Source organism: Falsibacillus pallidus (assembly GCF_003350505.1).
Lineage (GTDB): Bacteria > Bacillota > Bacilli > Bacillales > DSM-25281 > Falsibacillus > Falsibacillus pallidus.
On record NZ_QQAY01000001.1, the window covers coordinates 444457 to 464705 of the forward strand.

General features: G+C 42.0%; 19 protein-coding genes. 9 read left to right on the forward strand and 10 right to left on the reverse strand.

The features are described from left to right. Positions 1-17: 17 nt before the first annotated feature. From DFR59_RS02260 to DFR59_RS02280, 5 genes are all read right to left on the reverse strand, one after another. Positions 18-1061: a LacI family DNA-binding transcriptional regulator gene (locus DFR59_RS02260; RefSeq protein ID WP_114744001.1), complete on the reverse strand. Its 1044-nt coding sequence runs from the start codon at positions 1059-1061 to the stop codon at positions 18-20. 160 nt (positions 1062-1221) lie between these two features. Further along, positions 1222-2763 (reverse strand): alpha-amylase family glycosyl hydrolase, encoded by a 1542-nt coding sequence (locus tag DFR59_RS02265; protein ID WP_114744002.1) that lies wholly within the window; start codon positions 2761-2763, stop codon positions 1222-1224. 27 nt (positions 2764-2790) lie between these two features. Then, the gene (locus DFR59_RS02270) at positions 2791-3633 is read right to left on the reverse strand and encodes a sugar ABC transporter permease (RefSeq protein ID WP_114744003.1); all 843 of its coding nucleotides are present in this window, start codon (positions 3631-3633) and stop codon (positions 2791-2793) included. Then, positions 3633-4928: a carbohydrate ABC transporter permease gene (locus tag DFR59_RS02275; protein ID WP_114744004.1), complete on the reverse strand. Its 1296-nt coding sequence runs from the start codon at positions 4926-4928 to the stop codon at positions 3633-3635. Before DFR59_RS02275 ends, DFR59_RS02270 begins: the two co-directional genes overlap by 1 nt. 119 nt (positions 4929-5047) lie before the next feature. After that, the gene (locus DFR59_RS02280) at positions 5048-6313 is read right to left on the reverse strand and encodes a sugar ABC transporter substrate-binding protein (RefSeq protein WP_114744005.1); all 1266 of its coding nucleotides are present in this window, start codon (positions 6311-6313) and stop codon (positions 5048-5050) included. A gap of 288 nt (positions 6314-6601) precedes the next feature. Here DFR59_RS02280 and DFR59_RS02285 point away from each other — a divergent pair, with 288 nt between their 5' ends. Next, positions 6602-8359: an alpha-glycosidase gene (locus DFR59_RS02285; protein WP_114744006.1), complete on the forward strand. Its 1758-nt coding sequence runs from the start codon at positions 6602-6604 to the stop codon at positions 8357-8359. Positions 8360-8441: 82 nt separating this feature from the next. After that, complete coding sequence (locus tag DFR59_RS02290; protein ID WP_114744007.1) at positions 8442-9791, forward strand: MATE family efflux transporter; 1350 nt, start codon at positions 8442-8444, stop codon at positions 9789-9791. 34 nt (positions 9792-9825) lie between these two features. Here DFR59_RS02290 and asnB read toward each other — a convergent pair whose 3' ends face one another. Next, positions 9826-11676 carry an asparagine synthase (glutamine-hydrolyzing) gene (gene asnB / locus DFR59_RS02295; RefSeq protein WP_114744008.1) on the reverse strand — a complete coding sequence of 617 codons (1851 nt, stop codon included), beginning with the start codon at positions 11674-11676 and terminating at the stop codon, positions 9826-9828. A 179-nt stretch (positions 11677-11855) separates the two neighbouring features. On the opposite strand from asnB, the gene DFR59_RS02300 reads away from it, so the two are divergent. After that, positions 11856-12416 carry a DUF2777 domain-containing protein gene (locus DFR59_RS02300; protein ID WP_114744009.1) on the forward strand — a complete coding sequence of 187 codons (561 nt, stop codon included), beginning with the start codon at positions 11856-11858 and terminating at the stop codon, positions 12414-12416. A 40-nt stretch (positions 12417-12456) separates the two neighbouring features. Here the strand turns inward: DFR59_RS02300 and DFR59_RS02305 are convergent, their stop codons facing one another. From DFR59_RS02305 to DFR59_RS02320, 4 genes are all read right to left on the reverse strand, one after another. Next, positions 12457-15372 carry a bifunctional diguanylate cyclase/phosphodiesterase gene (locus DFR59_RS02305; RefSeq protein ID WP_158538289.1) on the reverse strand — a complete coding sequence of 972 codons (2916 nt, stop codon included), beginning with the start codon at positions 15370-15372 and terminating at the stop codon, positions 12457-12459. Positions 15373-15478: 106 nt separating this feature from the next. Next, positions 15479-15853, reverse strand: a complete 375-nt coding sequence (locus tag DFR59_RS02310; protein WP_114744011.1) for a YisL family protein — start codon at positions 15851-15853, stop codon at positions 15479-15481. An 86-nt stretch (positions 15854-15939) separates the two neighbouring features. Next, the gene (locus tag DFR59_RS02315; RefSeq protein WP_245948350.1) at positions 15940-16854 is read right to left on the reverse strand and encodes a fumarylacetoacetate hydrolase family protein; all 915 of its coding nucleotides are present in this window, start codon (positions 16852-16854) and stop codon (positions 15940-15942) included. Positions 16855-16884: 30 nt separating this feature from the next. Then, positions 16885-18033 carry a DUF418 domain-containing protein gene (locus DFR59_RS02320; RefSeq protein ID WP_114744012.1) on the reverse strand — a complete coding sequence of 383 codons (1149 nt, stop codon included), beginning with the start codon at positions 18031-18033 and terminating at the stop codon, positions 16885-16887. Positions 18034-18211: 178 nt separating this feature from the next. On the opposite strand from DFR59_RS02320, the gene DFR59_RS02325 reads away from it, so the two are divergent. The 6 genes from DFR59_RS02325 to DFR59_RS02350 all read left to right on the forward strand — a co-directional run bounded on the left by DFR59_RS02325 (position 18212) and on the right by DFR59_RS02350 (position 20212). Next, a complete protein-coding gene (locus DFR59_RS02325; RefSeq protein ID WP_114744013.1) occupies positions 18212-18433 on the forward strand; it encodes a spore germination protein in 222 nt (73 codons plus the stop codon). Between the two features lie 15 nt (positions 18434-18448). Then, positions 18449-18697, forward strand: a complete 249-nt coding sequence (locus DFR59_RS02330; protein ID WP_114744014.1) for a spore germination protein GerPB — start codon at positions 18449-18451, stop codon at positions 18695-18697. Between the two features lie 31 nt (positions 18698-18728). Continuing rightward, positions 18729-19358 (forward strand): spore germination protein GerPC, encoded by a 630-nt coding sequence (gene gerPC / locus DFR59_RS02335; RefSeq protein ID WP_114744015.1) that lies wholly within the window; start codon positions 18729-18731, stop codon positions 19356-19358. Continuing rightward, positions 19348-19527 (forward strand): spore gernimation protein GerPD, encoded by a 180-nt coding sequence (locus tag DFR59_RS02340; RefSeq protein ID WP_114744016.1) that lies wholly within the window; start codon positions 19348-19350, stop codon positions 19525-19527. The genes gerPC and DFR59_RS02340 overlap by 11 nt, the downstream gene beginning before the upstream one ends. Continuing rightward, a complete protein-coding gene (locus DFR59_RS02345; protein ID WP_114744017.1) occupies positions 19524-19907 on the forward strand; it encodes a spore germination protein GerPE in 384 nt (127 codons plus the stop codon). The genes DFR59_RS02340 and DFR59_RS02345 overlap by 4 nt, the downstream gene beginning before the upstream one ends. Positions 19908-19993: 86 nt before the next feature. Next, on the forward strand, positions 19994-20212 hold the full coding sequence (locus DFR59_RS02350; protein ID WP_114744018.1) for a spore germination protein: 219 nt from the start codon (positions 19994-19996) through the stop codon (positions 20210-20212). The last annotated feature ends 37 nt before the right edge of the window (positions 20213-20249 follow it).

Sequence of the window (20249 nt, forward strand, 5' to 3'; positions counted from 1 at the left end):
AGCAAAAAAAGAACCCTCTATGGGTTCTTTTTTTGTTGTTTTGGCGCATTTGTACACGAGCATCTCTTGATGATTTGATGCGGAACAATGACCCGCTTGATAGGTTCTTTCGGATCTTCGATTTTTTGGATAAGGCTTTTGGCTGCCTGGTACCCTAAATCAAAGATGTTGATGTCAACCGATGTGAGGGGCGGCTTTGACATCTCTGCCATAAGGACGTTATTAAAACTGATGATCGAAATATCTTCCGGAACTCGGATATTCATATCATCGAGTGTATTGAGTACACCGAGCGCCATCAGGTCATCCGCAACAATCAGTGCGGTAGGAGGCTCTTTTAATGTCATCAATTCATTGACCGCTTCACGCCCGCCTTCACGCAGGAATTCTTCATGGATGATATAATCATCCCGAAGAGGATGCCCGGCCTCTCTCAAGGCTTTCTCGTAGCCGAGAAGGCGTTCAATGGTCACGACCAGATTCAAATCCCCGCCTATAAAGGCAATTCTCTCATGTCCGAGGTCCAGCATATGTTCAGCGGCTTCCTTAGTAGCTCTGAAATTATCATTATCGACATGTGTGATTTCTTCAACAAATTTAAAAGGCTTCCCTACCATGACAAAAGGAAAGGCACGCTCTTTTAAGTACATCATGAGCTTATCTTCCACTTTGGAGTATAAAAGCACCACACCATCCACACGGCCTCCTTGGACCATTTGGACGACGCCCTCATAGATTTCTTCATCCGTTTTCCCTGTAGTCAGCTGCAGAGCATATTGCTTCTCATCTGCTCCTTCACTAAGTCCCTGAAGGACAGTTGGAAAGAATGGATTCTGAAAAAACACTCCTGCAGATCCGGGCATAACAAGACCTATGACCCTCGTTGACTGATTAGCCAGACTTCTGGCAATGAAGTTAGGATGGTAGCCAAGATGTTCCATTGCTTCACGGACTCGTTTCTTGGTTTTATCACTGATACGGGGATGATTGGCAATGACCCGTGAAACAGTCGATGGTGCTACATTTGCCATTTTTGCAACGTCTTTAATGGTGACGGCCAATTCTATACACCTCTTCTCCAAAAGCATAGGGCACTTTTCTCCCTAAATCACGCTTCCGGGCTAATCGCGAAACCGTTTACATTTTTGTGGCAGAAAATAGGGCGATAATGCCCTATTTTAATATTCGGCTTGATCCTGATGCCGGTGTGAACCACTTTAATCAGTTATTCTTGTTTTTATTTTTCTTTCCCCTTCTCCAAGCCGCAATTAAAAATATCATGAATGCAATATAAACAAGTGCAAGAGAAGAAATAAACTTAATATTCACTCCTGATTTGTCAGCAAGAGCGTAGATTTCTGACTTTTCACGATCAATGATAATGGTATAATTCCCATTCTTATCTTTAACAAGGTCATCATGCTGAAGTCCCCGCAATTCTTTATCGGGCTTCAGGTCCTTTTCAGGTATGACGACTTTTTGGGACTTGCTTGTGTTATTAATAGCTACAACAACAGTTTCGTCCTTATATTCACGTTTAAAAACGGCCATTCCATCTTTTTGATAGAGCAGTTTCATGTCTCCTCTGCGGAGTGCAGGAAGCTGCTGCCTCAACTCGCCGATTTTTGTCATGTAATCAATAAGGTCTTTGTTTGCACGGAAATTCATGAAACGCCGGTTATCCGGATCATTGCCGCCATCCTGTGCAATCTCTGTTCCATAATAGACGATCGGTATTTCAGGTGTAGTATAAAGATATGTAAGAGCTAATTGCCATCTTGTACCCGGGAACTGTTTTGCTTCTATCATATCTCTCGTATACCGCTGCATATCGTGGTTATCCAAAAAACTCCCCATTAACTCAGGGTGGGGATAGATATTCTTATTGATATCCCACATTGTGAATGGACGCTCCATGGAAACATCCGGCTTCACAAATGCTTCCTTCAACGGTCCGTTTAACGGATAGTCCACTAAACCGTCAATTCCAGCTTCCTGATATTTCTTGATATAGTTCGGATCCTCGGACCATACCTCACCAAGAAGGTAAAAATTCTTTTTGACTGATTTCACTTCTTTTGCGAAGTCCTTCCAGAAAGTGATCGGAACATGCTTCACGGTATCGAGGCGGTAGCCGTCAATATCCGTTTCTTTGATCCACCATTTAGCTGCATCGATCAAATATTTCTTAACCTCTGGATTGTCTTGATTTAAGTCAGGCAAATCATAGATCCATCCATTTTCAAGGCTGCTCTGTCCGCTGCCGATAATCGGCTTCTTCTCATGGAACCAATCCTTTTTGGCAGGGTCATTGACCCATGGATTGTCAGGGCCTACATGATTGGCCACGAAGTCCACGATGACTTTCATATCGCGCTTATGTGCTTCTTTCACTAATTCTTTGAACTTTTCAATCGAACCAAAATGTTCATCGGTTTTGTAAAAATCATTGATCCAATAGCCATGGTATCCCCCATCTTGATTATCAAAGATCGGAGTGAGCCATATTGCAGTAAATCCCATATCCTTCAAATAATCCAGTTTATCTATGACACCCTGGAAATCCCCGCCTTGATAGGCCTTGGGGTCATTCATGTTGACATTGAAATCATTTGAAGCATCGCCATTATTGAAACGATCGACCATTAAGAAATAAATCGTTTCATCCTGCCAATTGCGTTCCTCTTTTTCAGCGGCTTTTGCATTATAACCGTGAAAAAGGAGGAATGGGATGAGAAATATAGGCAGCCACCTTTTTCTCATCTCTTGCCCTCCTTGCTGTGTGAATTATTATCCTTTTGTACCTCCGGAAGTCAAACCGGAAATCAAGAAACGCTGCGAGAAAAGGTACGCAATGGCAATCGGTATTGCAATCAAAATGGAGCCGGCTGCAAAACGGGTAAAGTTATTTGCAAACTGCTGATTGATAAAATGGAACAATCCGACGGCAAGCGTATATTTTCCTGGGTCACGCAAGATGATCTGCGGCAAAAGGAAGTCGACAAACGGAGCCATGAAATTGAATAATGCAACAACGCCAAGAATCGGCTTGGCAAGCGGAAGCATAATTCGGAAGAAAACCCCGAGATGTCCTGCTCCATCAATGCGTGCTGCTTCATCCAGTTCACGAGGTATTGTATCAAAATATCCCTTGACCAGCCAAGCATTAAATGGAATTTGTCCACCTACATAAATAATAATAAGTCCTTTTAGTGAATCAAGCAGACCAAGCATATTCAGCATAACATAAATGGCCACCATCGCCATCAAAGACGGGAACATCTGCAGAAGCAGGAATGCATATAATCCATATTTTCTCCCCACAAATTTGTAGCGGGAGAATGCGTACGCCACAAGTGCCGTCAAAAGCACTGAGAAGAAAGAATTGGCTACAGCCACAACTAAACTATTTTTATACCAAGTGATATAGTCGCTGCCTGGATCTGTCAACAGCCATTTGTAATGAACCAATGACCAGTTGTCGGGGATGATCTTGGCTGAATAAAGGCTTTGCCCCGGATTCAAAGACATCCCGATCGTCCATAAAAGAGGATAGGCAATAATAATAAACATGAATGCAAGAAATAGGTAAATCAAAGCTACTTCTATATTCGATTTTGTTTTCCTGCTCATTAGATATTCCCCTCCTCTTTGAAGGAACGTGTGCGTCTGAACTGGAAGAAAGCAAATAGACAGACGATGATTCCAAGAATGATGGATACGGCTGCTGCCATATTGTATTGGTTGATATTGAACGTTAGATTATAGACCCATGAAATCAGGATATCCGTCCCGCCAGCGCCGTTTTGTCCACGTACTGCCGGTCCACCTTGATTAAATAGATAAATAATATTGAAGTTATTAAAGTTTCCTGCATATTGCATGATTAATAGCGGAGCTGTTGCATAAAAGATGTGGGGCATTGTTATGAATTTGAACTTTTGCCATCTTGATCCCCCATCTACATCAGCCGCTTCATACCAATCCTTAGAGATGCTCTGAAGAACCCCTGTAAATAAGGCAAAGACAAATGGGAAGCCCAGCCAGGTCTGAATCATGATCAAGGCAACTTTCGTCCAGAACGGGTCCTGCAGCCAAGGGATGCTTAAATGGAACATCGAGAGAATATCGCGATTGATCGAACCGAACTTATCATTGAACATTGCTGCAAATATCAAAATAGTGACAAATGCCGGAACAGCCCAAGGTAAAATCAAAACCGTACGAATCAATCTTTTGAACTTAATCCTTGGATCATTTACGAGCAGCGCCAAAAACAATCCAAGTGCAATTTGAAGCGTTGTAGCTACAACTGTCCAAACGATCGTCCAGGCAAATACGTGGAAGAAAGTATCTTTCCAGACATCAATTGTGACAAGCTTATGGAAGTTATCGAATCCTACCCAATTCAAAAGCTTGCGTGGAGGAGAATTATATAGATTATAGTTGGTAAAGGCCAGGGTCACTGTAAAGAGAATTGGTAAAACAACGATAAATAAGAGCATGATCAAGCCGGGAGTGACGAAAATGTATGGGAATCCCTTATCCCAAGTGTTGCGGATTGCTTCACGGATATTAGGGATCTTTTCACCCCGCTGGATTTTAAAAGCCTGCTTTCTGGCATCGATGACATTATAGATATAAATCGTAATGGCAAACGCCAAAATGATGATGGAAACCAATCCATAGATAATCAGGAAAATGGAGTGATCGACCATCGGGATCGTTCCGAGTGTACGGATGCCCCAAAGACCGTAGTTGATAAAATTCCCCAAAGTAAGGATGAAAGATACTTCGAGTATGATGAAAATAATCCCTTTGATGAATCTTCTATTATATAGTTGTCCAAGTCCTGCTAACAGGATGGACAGAATCATGGCCAATGTGGGATTATGTCCTTTTTTCTTCCCTTCAGAATATGTAGACATAGGAAATCCTCCCAAGATAGAATAATGAGGCTGACCCCTGAATACCCGCTCCCCTTCAGAATCTCTTTGAAGGAGGCCTGGCTCTTCATGTTAGAGTCAGCCCCAAGATCATTTAATTATTATTTGGATGCTGCAATGTTATCTTTGATTGCTTTTACAGCTTCATCTAATACATCGCCAACAGGCTGGCCTTTAGCAATGAATGCAAGAGCATTATTGATTGGCTCCCAAACCTGCTGCATTTCAGGTGCTGACGGCATTGGCTCACCGTATTTTACTTGCTCAGCAAATGCTGCAATCAATTGATCGCTAGTCACTTTATCATCTTCTAGAGCAGCTTTGTTTGCAGGCATTTCACCGGCAACTTCAAAGTAGTGCAAAGAGTTTTCTTGATTTGTGACGAATTTCATCAAATCTGTAGCCCACTCTTTATTCTTAGAATAAGAAGAAAGCATCCATGATTTTACACCAACAAATGATTGTGGGATCTTTCCATCAATTTTTGGAAGTGTTGCTGTACCAAGTTTGTCGCCTAGAGCATCTTTATACGTTGGGATATTCCAAGGACCAGTGATGACAACGGCAGTATTTCCTTTTGTGAATAATCCGTTCATGATGTCAGGATTTACTTCTACAGGGATATAGCCGTTTTTAAACCAAGAACCGATTAGTTCTCCGCCTTTTTTAGCGCCATCATTGTTTAATCCGATGTCGTTTACATCATAAGATCCGTTATCCTTCTTGAACACGTATCCACCGTTTGCTGCAAAGAATGGATAAGAGAAGTAGAAGTTTGCAGCTTCCATCAAGAAGCCATATTTATCTTTAGATGCATCCGTTTGATTTTTAGCAATTTCCATTAATTCATCCATTGTTTCAGGAGCTTTATCAACTAGATCTTTATTGTAGAAAGTTCCATATGTTTCAACAACCAATGGAGCTCCCCAAACTTTTCCATCGTAAGTCACGGCGTCTACAGCTGTATCGATGTAATCACCTTTTGCATCGCCTAAATCAACTGGATCAGCCAATCCTTGAAGCACGATGCTTCCGATGCGGTCATGCGGCTGGAAGAATAAATCCGGACCTTTTCCTGCAGGTCCATCAAGAGCAAGTGTTTTTACTTGATCAAGCATGTCCATAGGAACAGCTTCAACTTTAATGCCAGTTTTCTCTGTGTATTTAGCAAAAATGTCTTGTAGAGCTTGTTTTTGCTTATCTTCGTTGTTAACCCAGACAACGAGTTTATCCGGCTTAGCAGCCTCTTCTGTCTTTTTCTTTGTGTCTTCCGGTTTGCTCTCGCCCGTTTCACGTTTTGGTCCACATGCAGCAAGGACACCCATAACGAGAATTAGAGCCATGAGCAGCGATAGAGCTTTCTTCATTTTAGACCCCTCCTAAAATATGTAGGTTTTCACCCATTGCTGAACAGCCGTTTACACTAAAAATTATGATTGATTAAAGATAACGCTTTCATTTTAGTGAAAACGATTGCACAACCTATTCTAATTATATCGCCTATTTCAAATTTGACAACCAATTTTTTAAAAATTTTCTCAATTCCTTTTGTCAAATGAAAGCGATTTAATTTTCTTCTAAAATCCGTTGACAATGCATAGGGATTGGAATAGCCTTTAACTTGATACATATATTGGATAGGAGTTGTGTTCCAGATGCTTAACGAGGCTGTATATCATCGTCCGAAAGATAATTATGCATACGCTTGCACTGAAAGTGAATTACATATTATGATCCGCACAAAAAAGAACGACATAGAGCAAGTCAACCTACTTCACGGAGATCCATTTGATTGGGCTGACGGAAAATGGCTGTTTCAATCAAAACCGATGATCCTTAAAGGAAGCGATTCTTTATTTGATTATTGGTTTGCAGAAATTTCCCCTCCCTATCGCAGGCTCAGATACGGATTTATTCTTGAAGACGGCGGGGAAAGTGTATTTTATGGTGAAAAGGGCTTTTTTGAAGAGCCTATCCACGATACAGGGTATTATTTCTGCTTCCCATTCTTGAACAAAGCAGATATTTTCAAAGCACCGGAGTGGGTGAAAGAGACGGTATGGTATCAAATCTTCCCGGAAAGATTCGCTAACGGCGATCCTTCAATCAATCCTGAAGGAACACTTCCATGGGGGAGCACTGACCCAACCCCGGAAAACTTCTTCGGTGGAGATTTTGAAGGTGTCATAAGCCATCTAGACCACTTGAATGAATTGGGGATCACAGGAATTTACTTCACGCCGATCTTCAAGGCATTCTCAAACCATAAATATGACACGATCGACTACATGGAGATCGATCCTCAGTTCGGGGACAAGAAAACATTTAAAAAACTTATTGATGCCTGCCATGAAAGGGGCATTAAAGTAATGCTCGATGCTGTATTCAATCACAGCGGCTACTACTTCCCTCCATTTCAGGATGTATTGGAAAAAGGTGAAGCTTCTGATTATAAGGATTGGTTCCATATTCATGAATTCCCTGTTCAGACTGAGCCAAAGGCAAATTATGATACATTTGCATTCACTCCTTTCATGCCTAAACTCAACACCGAAAACCAGGCGGTAAAGGAATACTTGCTTGAAGTGGGCAGATATTGGGTAAGGGAATTCGATATTGATGGCTGGCGGCTGGATGTTGCCAATGAAGTGGACCACGCATTCTGGAGGGATTTCCGGAAAGAAGTGAAAGCCATCAAACCTGACCTGTATATTCTCGGTGAGATTTGGCACGATTCCATGCCTTGGCTTAGAGGGGATCAATTCGATGCTGTCATGAACTATCCGTTCACAACAAACGTACTCAATCTATTTGCCAAACAGTCCATTACACCAGCAGAATTCACTGAGAACATGGTTTCAGTCATGAACATGTATCCTAAACCTGTAAATGAAGCAGCATTCAACCTTGTAGACAGCCATGATACTCCCCGCATCCTGACAGAATGCAGCGGCGATGTTATGCGTATGAAGCAAGTGTATACATTTATGCTGACGTTTGAAGGAACTCCATGCATCTATTACGGAGATGAAATTGGAATGACAGGTGTGCATGATCCCGGGTGCCGTAAATGCATGGAATGGGATTCAGAAAAACAGGATAGAGATCTTTTCAGCCATATTCAGAAGCTGATCAAAATCCGCTGCAGCCAGCCTCTTCTAGCCAATGAAGGAACCTTATCATTCCTTCCTGCAGACTACCATAAGCAATGCATTGCCTATACGAGGTCCAATGGCAGCGAGACCATACTGGTCATTTTGAATACTTCAGATAGTGAGGCAGCTTTTACAATCCCATTCGACTTTACTGACAAATCAGTCACAGATGTTTGGGACGGAAAGCCATATGAGTTCAATGAAAAGGATCCTTCTATCAAATTGGACGGATACAGTTTCAGAATATTGAAGTTTTAAATCATAAAGCACTAGAGTCTTAAGGGGCATTTCAGCTCTTAAGGCTCTCTTTTTGATTACTTAAATACGGGGAGTCTTACATATGAAAAACAAACAGCAAAAGATGACTTTGTTCACCCTGACTTGGCCCATCTTTATAGAAATAATGCTTCACATGCTAATGGGAAATGCAGACACACTCATGTTGAGCCAATATTCAGACCAGGCAGTAGCAGCAGTTGGCGTATCCAACCAAATTTTATCTCTAATCATCGTTATGTTTGGATTTGTAGCAGCCGGAACGGCCATCATCACTTCCCAGAATATAGGGGCATCCAATCACCTGGCAGCCAGGGAAGTTTCCGTCGTTTCTTTATGGGTCAATTTAGGATTTGGCCTCCTGCTAAGCTCTATCCTAGTCATCTTTCATAAAAACCTGCTTGCCATGATGTCGCTTCCGCCTGAATTAATGAAAGACGGAACAGCTTATCTGGCAATAGTCGGCGGATTCATCTTTATTGAAGCTCTGGTCATGACATCAGGCGCCATCATCCGAAGCTACGGATATACGAAAGATGCTATGTATGTCACTATCGGGATGAACATCCTGAATATCATCGGAAATTATCTGTTCATATTCGGAGCATTCGGGGTTCCTGTCCTTGGAGTCACTGGAGTGGCCATCTCCACTTCAGTCAGCAGATTTGCGGGACTTCTTGCCATGGGCATCTTGCTTAAGAAACGGATTCCTGGGGAACTTCCATTTAAAAAGATTCTTAAACTCCCTTCCATCCATGTCAAAAACCTGCTGAAGATTGGGATCCCTTCTGCCGGGGAACAATTATCCTACAATTCTTCGCAGATGCTTATCACTTATTTTATCTCAATGATTGGAACGGAAGCTCTGACCACCAAAGTTTACACACAAAATTTAATGATGTTCATTTATTTGTTCAGTGTAGCCATCAGCCAAGGGACACAGATCCTCGTAGGAAGGATGATTGGTTCCCGACAGACAGACGATGCCTACCATCGATGCATGAGAAGTTTGAAGATCGCCGTCTCCATTTCCTTTGCTATGGCGCTCGTATTTTCATTATTTGCCCGTCATTTATTCGCCATTTTTACAGACAATCAAACAATTATTGAATCAGGCATCCTATTAATCTATTTAACGATTCTACTTGAGCCTGGGAGAGCCTTTAATCTAGTTATCATCAATTCTCTAAGAGCTGCTGGAGACGTTAGATTCCCTGTGTACATGGGAATTTTGTCCATGTGGGGTGTCAGCGTGACCATTTCCTATTTTTTAGGCGTTGGGTTAGGATTGGGCCTGGTAGGAATATGGATTTCGTTCATTGCAGACGAATGGCTCAGAGGACTTCTCATGCTGAGACGCTGGAAATCAAAAATATGGCTAAGAAAGTCCTTTATACAAAAAGCCGTTTCATAATATGAAAGCAGCCTACGAAAATAGGCTGCTTTTTTTATCGATCCAGCAATATAATATTATTTTTCTCAAACCAATAGTCTACTTGAATAAGATAAGCAAGCAGCTGCGGCCCTTTCATCAGCTGTCCGTACCAAGGCACTCGGAAAGCATCCCCTCCGCTGTCTACAATTGCTTGCAGCTTCCGAGAGTCGAACAGCTCCAAAAGGACACTCGAACGATTATTCAAGATTTGCGTCAGCTTATCTTTGACAAGCTTCGTATAAACGGGGTGATGGGTCTTTGGATAAGGGCTTTTTTTCCGGTAAAGAATGTCATGCGGCAAAACCCCTTCAAGCGATTTCCTTAACAGCCCCTTCTCTCTTCCATCGGCCATCTTCCAATCCCAAGGGATATTCCAAGCGTACTCGACAAGTCTGTGATCAGCAAAAGGAACTCGGACTTCCAAGCTCGCTCCCATGCTCATTCGATCTTTCCGATCAAGCAGAGTCGTCATGAACCAGACCATATTTAAATAAAACAGTTCTCTTCTCCTTGCTTCTAAAGGACTTTCCCCCTCAAGGCAAGGAGTCTCATCAACCGTATTCTGGTAGACTGCCTGAACATATTCATCAAGCTTCAATTTACTTTTCCATGAATCATTCAAGAGTCCTTGCCTCTCTTCTGTTGACCTCATCCATGGAAATCCTTTTCTGTTTAAATCATCCTCGCGATGAAACCATGGATATCCCCCGAATATTTCATCTGCGCATTCCCCTGAAAGACTGACAACAAAGTCCTGCTTAATCTCTTTGCAGAACCAAAGAAGGGAAGAATCCACATCTGCCATACCCGGGAGGTCCCTGACCAGCACGGCTTCTTCAAGGTTTTCAACCAATTCTTCCTGTGAAATAACACTATAGTGATGCTTCGTTCCAAATGTATTGACCATTTGTTCGATCCATGGTCCATCAGAGTTCGGCTGAAAGGCATCCGCTTTAAAGAACTGGTCATTTCCTTCATAATCAATGGAATACGTATGGAGGGCTCCTTTTCCTTCCCGCTTGAATTGATTGGCAGCAATAGCCGTAATGGCGCTGGAATCCAACCCGCCAGAAAGAAATGTACATAATGGTACATCTGACACAAGCTGCCTCGTCACCGCATCATTCAATAGAAAGCCTACGTTTTCAACTGTCTCATCAAATGTATCTCGGTGTCTCTCACTTTTGACATTCCAGTATCGCCATATCTTCAGTCCATCACGTGAAAATGTCAATGCATGGCCAGGGCGAAGTTCGTTCAGATTTTTAAATACGCCATTCCCCGGCGATCTGGATGGACCAAGGCCTAGCACTTCTGAGAGCCCGGTGCGGTCTATTTCCGGTTTCATATCTTTGTGGGCCAAAACGGTTTTCATCTCTGAACCAAAGATGAATCCCCTATTTATTTCTGCATAAAAAAGAGGCTTTACCCCAAGCCTGTCGCGTCCGATGAACAATTGCTCCTTTTGGCTGTCCCAAACAGCAAAGGCAAATATCCCATTTAGAAAGTCAACGCAATTTTCCCGCCATTCTATATACGCATTCAGCAAAACTTCTGTATCCGAATGACCTTGAAACGAATATCCTTTAGAGAGCAATTCTTTTCTCAAATCCTCTGTGTTATATAATTCTCCATTATAGCAGAGGGTGAAAACGTGCTCTCCGCGCTTTCTTGACATTGGTTGCCTGCCTCCAGCCGGGTCTACGACAACCAAACGCTTATGTCCAAGTGCTGCATGCTGATTCGACCATATGTTGACATCATCTGGTCCTCTTTTACTTAATGTATCTGTCATTTTCTTAATGACATCCAGCTCATTATTTAAATTATGATGAAAATGAATCCATCCAGTTATGCCGCACATAGTCTTGCCCCTCTCTTTCTTCTAGTCGCACTTAAATAGGCATGCATTATCCTATGCACTGCCCTAGGGAATAGTTATTCGTCCCAAAAAAATTAAAACCCCCGGCTGCATGACGGTATGAAATCCATTTTGGATGTCAAAAAATAGTGAGTAGAGTAAGAATATTGGAGGTTTCTTTCGTGAAGCACAAAAATCGCAGTCAATTGCTGGATCGGCAAACACGTGCTTTTACAACAGGCACTGTGGAATTAATCAATGATCAATGGATATTTTTCGATGAAGAAACAGATGAAGCATCCATGCTTGAATATTATATAGATCAAGAAATTGAAGTACTCCGCTTTAACAGTTGGGAAAAAGGCCAGCTTCTCGAGGAAGGTCAAATCAATCTTCCATACGGCATCGTTGCTCTGGAGAACTCTGCTTCTATCAGAATCAAGAAAAATCTCGTTTTTTCCCTGGAGATGCTGCTGGATGATTTGAACGACGATGCATTCATTCAATTCATCACTAGTTTAAACACAGCCCATTTCTCCATCTATGATTGCATCTATTGCCACAACCATTTATCTTTTCTTCAGAAAAGCGGACGCAGGGAAGGGGTCAATTTCTTGATGTTCGACAATATGGATGGAATCTGTGCGGTTCAGCACCATTTCCGGTACAACGAAAAAAATCAGGATCGCTTCGAATTTACATTGAATACAGGGAAAAGATTCATAATAGAAAAATTACCCTAAAAATGAGACAGCCGCCCCAAATCAAATTGGGACGGCTGTTTTATTTGGCTCTGGCTTTCATTTCCCGATTCAACGGGAGCCATTGATAAAGTTCGCTTGCTTTCATTGGCTTAGCGATATAATAGCCCTGTGCAAAATCACAATTCATTGACTCCAGGAGGAGAAGCTGATCCAATGTTTCCACCCCTTCTGCGATGACCTGCAGACGAAGTCCTTCTCCCATGGTCATGATTGCTTTGACAATAGCAAAATCAGGCGAGCTTTCACTTAGGTTCATAATGAACGAACGATCAATTTTTAAGATATGGAATGGCAAATGTTTAATATAGCTCAAGGATGAGTAGCCTGTACCGAAATCATCAATGGAAATATTCACACCGATTTCGCCCAGGGTTTTAAGCCTTTCCATCGTTGAATCTGACTGATCGATCATCACGCCTTCAGTTAATTCCAAGTGAATTCTTTCCGGGCTGATTGCTGTTTTTTCAATGGTTTCCTTTATTTCATAGATAAACGAAGGATCTTGGAATTGTTGGGCAGATACATTTATGGACATGGATAAATCGTGATATCCCTGCCGTTCAAGTTCTTTTAGCTGAAGCGAAGCTGTCTCAAGGACCCAGCTTCCGATTGGGATGATGATTCCCATTTCTTCAGCAAGAGGGATAAAATCAGCTGGGGACACCAAGCCCCTCTGCGGATGCTCCCATCGGATGAGGGCTTCAAGCCCCGTCACCTTTTTATTTCTTATATCTAAGATAGGCTGGTAGACGAGAAAGAATTCTCCGTTATCCAGCGCTCTCCTCAACTGGCTTTCAAGTTCTACCCTTCTTAATGCATCTTCATTCATATCATTCGAGAAAAACAACAGGTTGTTTCCACCATGCAGTTTCACTTGATTGAGGGCGGTATCTGCGTTCTGCATCAGCTGCTCTGTTTCCAATCCATCCTGTGGATAAACGGCAATACCCATGCTTGCTGTGACAAAGAACTCCTTGTCTTTAAAGCTGAACGGTTCCTGGACTTTGTCAAGCAATTTTCTCCCTGTATCCACAACAGCTTCATCATCAATATCCTTGGTGAGGAGGATGGTGAACTTATCGCTTCCGAATCTTCCCAAATATGCGCCATTCGGCAAAGCACCTTGGAGTCTTGCTGCAAGCTCCTTCAACATTAGATCCCCCGCAAAATGTCCGAGAGTATCATTGATGATCTTGAACCGGTCAATATCGACAAAGATGACGGCAAGCCGCCGTTTCTTCTTCTTTGCCCGGTGAAGCATCTCTTCAAGCACTTCGTTGAATTTAGAACGGTTCGGCAGGCCCGTATCATAATCATAATTGGAAAGCCTTGAGATCTCTTGCTGGATTTTCTTTTGTTCGGTCATATTTTTTCCTATGCCGTAAATTCCGACGCACTTGCCATTAATGGTGATAGGGATATTTTTAATCTGGAAATGAACCTTTTCTGCATTCTGCGTGTTTACAAGAAGTTCATAGTATTGTTCCTTCCCTTGTACAGCCTTGTGAAAATGACGCCTAACGAGCGCATGGTTCTCTGGTTCCACCCATTTCAATGCTGATTTTCCAATGACCATTTCTTCTTCCTGGCCGAATGTTTTAAGGAAGGATGCATTTACACTTGTAAAGATGCCATTTAAATCAGTTGAATAAACAAAATCATTATTATTGTCAAAAAGGGATCGATAGTAGCTTTCGGAACGTTCAATATTCACCCGAAGCTGATTGATATCTTCTGAAGTAGCATTAATCAAATGAGTCAAGGCTGATAAATTTTTGACTTCTGAAGAAATGTCATATTTAAACCTTAAATCCTTATGTATAGAAAGTGGGCTTTCAGAAATGGCCAAATAAGTTAGCGCATGGGCAAAAAGCCTTGGCGGTTCATCCGCTTTTTTCCCAATCTCTCCGTTAGAAAAGAAGCCGCACACCGGTGAAATCCTGCTCATCATTTCCAGTTCTTCAGAAATATATTTGGATAGGGTGTTTTTTCTTCCAATGCAATTGTATAAAAAGATGGATTCAACGGGCTTTTTGTTGAGCCTTTTTAATTCTTTAATCGATTCTTCCATTAACTTTTCTATATTGGCATAAGCAAAATTGATTTCTTCACCCTGCTCGATTTCATGGCTCATCTGAATGGCCCCGTGATCAAGGACATTGTAGATAAAAAGGGCCTCATCCCCTTTTCTAAAAGGGATTTGGATAGCGGATTGCGGAAGCCGCGCCACAAAATCTTCACCTAAATATCTCCTGATGATTGATGTAGGTTTTTTATGATCGATTTCATAAATAGTCTTGCCTGAAGCCTTTGTCACAATAAATGGGCGCCCGATATCCTCCCATTGTTCATTTACAGAGGAATTCACAATCAAGTCCTTGCCGCTCAATGCAGCAACGGCCATTCCCCTTTCTTCGGCAGCATATTCATTCATTACGATTGTATCCCTGCAATTCGGTATATCGGCAGCAACTCCACCGGAGAATGCGATCCCAGGATAAAGTTCATGAACTTTCTCTAATATATAGCTGAAACTCAGCTCAAGATGGCTGATAAGGAATATGATAGCTTTAGTATCTTCCGTGATTAATTCTTTGCTGATCTTTTCAATAATAGCCTGTTCATCCATTCTTGTCTCAAGGTTGAACAAGCGGGTAGAAAGATTGGTATTTTCGAAGGTTGTAAAAGAAATGATTGGCACGTCTTTATTGATGATTTCATGATGTGATATGGCATAGGTGGTGCTGCATCCAATGAGCGCTGCTTTCGGGAGGGCATCTACAACAGCCGTCCTGATTTTTTCAGCCTGGTCTTTCCCTCCTTGTCCTAAAAAAACCTGAACAAGAATGGAATTAACCTTATCGAGATTATGAGATGCTATATAGTCCAAAAGTCCTTCAACGCTTTCATATCGATAGTTATAGGTTTTTGCCATTTTTTCACCACGCTTACATATTATATATAAAAAATACCATATCCCCCAATCATTGAATATCATTATTACAAAAAAAAGAGCCAAAAAGGCTCTTTTTTGATCCATTTTATAAAAATGGGTGGAATCCAAGCGGAAGGCGAAGCCCTAAATATAGAACAAGCGCAAGGGCGATGACGAAAATCACCCAGAACGATCCAGCGTTCTTCCCTTTGGAAATTTTGATCAAGATCATTTCAAACATGGAAATAACCAATAAACCTGCAAGGACCTTAATGCCATAAAGTGCATGGTTGGCAGATTCATTTCCGAATGGATAAAGCAGGATTCCGGTGATAATGATCAGTATGTAAAAGACACGCAGAATCATCTGAACGATTTTAAATCCTTTCAAGTTGCCGCTCTTATGCAAGGACAGTGCAACAATGAACAAGATAATCGCAATTGCCCATGTAGTAATGTGGGCATGTGTAGTACTCATCATATATTTTTTCCTCCAATCCATTTCCTCTAAATTAATGCTTCCCATATCATACCATAGCGCATGCAAAATGTAGAACTAGTTATGTCCTATTCCTTAACAATATTGTGAAGAACACCGATTCCTTCAATTTCAACCTCGATTGTATCGCCAGGTTTCAGGTACTTTGGAGGTTTAAAGCCTTTTCCCACTCCTGCAGGTGTACCTGTTGCAATGATATCACCCGGCTCAAGCGTCATTCCTTTTGATAATACAGAAATGATTTCATCAATCGGGAAAATAAAATGCTCCGTACTGGAATCTTGGCGAATCTCACCGTTTACTTTTGTCTTGATATTCAATGAATGGGGATCTGTGATGAGTGATGAATGAACAACCCATGGCCCCATTGGACAGAAGGTATCGAGGCTTTTCCCAATGAAAAATTGTTTGTGCCTTGCCTGAAGGTCGCGGGCAGTTACATCGTTGATGATGGTATAGCCAAAGACATGCTTCAGGGCATCCTCCCTCGAAATGTTCCGACCACCTGTCCCGATGACGACCGCGAGCTCCCCTTCATAATCCAATGCATCTGTCAAGGATGGATGCGGGTCGATGGCGTCCCCTTGCCCGATGATGGAAGTAGGCGGCTTAGTGAACATCATAATATCTGTTGGGATATCCGCTTCTGTGCCCAATTCAAGTGCATGTTCCCGATAGTTTTTCCCAACGCACAGAATATGTTTGGGCGGCCTCGGTATTGGTGGTCCGATGATGGCTTCTGCTGCAGATTCTTGATAGATTGAAGGATCGGAGCAAGATTTCCCGAAATTGATCCATTTGTTTACTTCTTTAATGAATGTTTCGCCTTTTTCGATTGCCTGCAGCATGGTTTCAGGATAATCTGTTCCCTTTTCGGATGCATGATGAAGGGCTTTCAGATCCCATATATATGTTTCATCCCCTGATACGACACCTAAACTGAAAGACTGCTTTTCTTCCATTTTATAAGAAACAAATTTCACTTTTCACCACTCCTATTTTTATATGATCTTTTATTTATAGGTCCATTTTCTCCATATGCTTTCCATTGGGCCATATGTGAATTTGCTGAACCATATTTCAGCGAGAATTACTTGGATCATAAAAATCCCAATGGCAACCCATACACCAGTCTCAAGCGGCAAGCGGTTGTACATCCCCATTCCATAACCATAAAAAATGAAGGATGAAAGAATCGACTGCATTAAATAGATGGTCAATGACATTCTCCCGGCGGCTGCTAATGGCTTTAAGATTTTTCCTGCCAGGGGATTTACAACAATCAGAAGGATTGCTGCAATATACCCCATCCCGGTGATCGGCCCCCCGATAATGTCCTGAATGTATAGAAAAACGGTATTTTGAAGCAGGAGATAAGGAAGCGATTTCAATAAAATGCCCAAGAAGAGAAGAACCGTCATCCCTGCAATCCAATACCCTTTATTTTCTTTCACTTTTTTAAACAAATCAGCTTTAAACGCCCCTGCCCCTATCATCATCATTGGAAAGATTGTCGTAAGCATATAAAGAAAGTTGACCGGATTATTGACTGCATACCAATCTATTAACCTTTGATGCAAGGCATCAAAATAAGAGGATGACGTGTAGGAAGCAATGGAGTCCTTCACTCCTCCAATATCTGTCCAAAGCATAGCGCCATAGGGATTCGCGATTGAGCTCCAACTCAAGTAAAAAACAAACAATAAATTAGGGATCAGAAGCAGAGTCAGGCCAAAGGAAATCAGTCGTCTTCCTGAGTATGGCAGGACTGTCATCAGCAAGAAACCAAGCAGCGCATAAATGATCAGGATATCTCCGAACCATATAAAAACGGCGTGCAGTACCCCGATGAAAAGTAATAGGGCGAGTCTCCTGCTCCCTATTCGACTAAACCTTGCACCCTTTTTCAACGCTCTTTGTCTGATGGCTGCCAGTCCGAATCCGAAAAGCAGCGCAAAAATGGGATAGACGCTTCCCTCCAGAAAAATATCGATCCATTCATAATTGATAAGTGTATTACGGAATTCCCACCATTCAAATGGGTTTATGTAAAGGACCGGTGTGTGGAATGAAATGATATTCACAATGAAAATGCCTACTAATGCAAGCCCTCTTAAAATATCTATGGATAATATCCGGTCCTTTGATGAAATAGGCTCCATTTTCCTCCTCCTTGCTAAGCCTTGGCCATGCTGCTTTATGTATTAAAAGTAATTTTGACCGGTGCTTCATGCTGTCTCATTTATTTTACAATGCTTTTTGAAATTAGGCGAATGAATCACATTTCCCCCATCCCTTCATACAATGGGATATGAAATCATGTAAAGGATGTGAACGGTCATGCCTGCATTTGTTGGTGCCGTTCAAGTCATCAACCTGGGGTCGAGTGGTGTTTTTCATATCGGGGATGTTTTCCAGATACAGCCGCTTTCAAATGCAAAAACGTATTCAGGAGCCGGTTCATTTAATACTGGAGACGGACTTTCCATATACAACGAACGTTCTTCCACAAACACCTATGACCAGGACGCTTTAGATCAGGGGCAATATTTCAATGTATAGAGATGCGGTGAAGCCATGAAATTGTATATCCAGCAAACCATTCAAATTCATTTGATAAAAATAGGCTCTGTATCCAATTCATCCGTTTTCCAAATCGGAACGCTTGGCGCAGTCACTGAGACGTCCAATCTTTACAATACTGGTGGATATACCCAGCCAGCGCCGCCTGCGAAAAAGCCTGGAACAGCAGTCTTGGAGCCCGGTGAATACATTAAAGGCGGGGAAAAGACATTTGTTCCTTTCCCTCCTGCCGGCACTCGATAAGAGTAGTATGCAATAAAAAGGGGGTGTCAACATGCAAGATCTCTATTACTACATCAATCAACTATATTCCTTCATCAAACAACAGAATAAAAGAATGGAAGGATTGGAGAGTGCCATGAAAGATCTTCAAAATGAAATCGAAGCACTTAAAAATCGCCCCTCCATCAATGTAGAAAGACTGGAATATAAATTTGACCAATTGAAAGTCGAAACATTGGAAGGAACGCTCAATATAGGGTTAAACCCTTCTGATATTGATAAAATAGAAGATTTTGCAGTTGACCAGCAGACCTCCGCAACCAATTCCCACACTTCAATGTCCCAGCTTCCGGAGGGACTCCGTGAAAAAGTCGACGAATCCAGCAATGAGTATATTGAACAAGAGCTGCCTGCCCTGATTGTTGATACTGAAGATCAACTGCAAGTCAAACTCGATCCCCAATATCACACGATGATCATCGAGGATATCAAACGCCAGCTCCCTCAAAGAATCAGTTATTATATCAATACGCTGAGCGGCCAGTATAACCGTTCTTCAGAAGAATCCAGCCTGGATGAAATTATTTTCTCACGGATTAAAGCAGATATCCAACAGGCGGTCTATACCTTCATTGCCCAATTGCCAAATGAACTGAAAGGAAAGAATAATGATGGAACTTAATGTTGTAAACCGGGAATTATGTGTCAATTCCATTCAATTAACTGGTGTTTCTGCATCTTCCCTCTTTTTAGTTGGAGATGCGAATACAATCCAGCTTGCTTCCACCTTTGATACACCTGCAGAATCCTTAATCATCGGACCGTTTGTTCCATTGACTCCTAAAGGATGAACATCACTCCTTTTGGTCGCCAGTCCCTCGTCCACGATATCAAGCTGAGAACCCTTGCCTTCAGCTCCACATTTCAGATCGGGGATTCCTGCAAAATTAAAGCTGTTTCAAATGTTTTAGCCATTCAAAGGGAGCGTGAACTATTCTTTGATGATGAAGGAAAATTTGAAGACTATCCGATATTTTCAGAACCAATACCCCTTGCTCCTATTACGACTCCTGTCAATGTGAATACATTGAATGCGAATGGCACCATTAAAGTGGGTTCCATAGATATTATCGGGGTTTCGTCTGCTTCCATCCTTCATGTCGGGAATACAGATGATGTCTATCTTGAAAATCGGACCCACCACATCCGTCAATTGAGTGATGCCGAATAGCATTTGAACCATTTTACTTCCCAGGAATACAATAAAAAACATATCCAACAAAAATGACTTTGAATGAAAGAAAAGAGGATAGTACTATGCCTGCTTTTACTGGTCCTGTTTCTGTCCTGAGTGTAAGCGGCGGAAATATTCAATTTGGCGACACGGCTGTCATCTCTCCAAAAAACGCATCCAAGACTACAACCGGATCAGGTTCCGTCAATACAGGCGGATTCTTTTTCACCAATACTTTTTTCAGTATAAACGGCACATTGAATACGAGCCTTCTAGACCAGCCGGTAGTCGGAAACAATTAAAGCTGGCACCTGTGCATCTGCTGCAGCCTTCATGGCC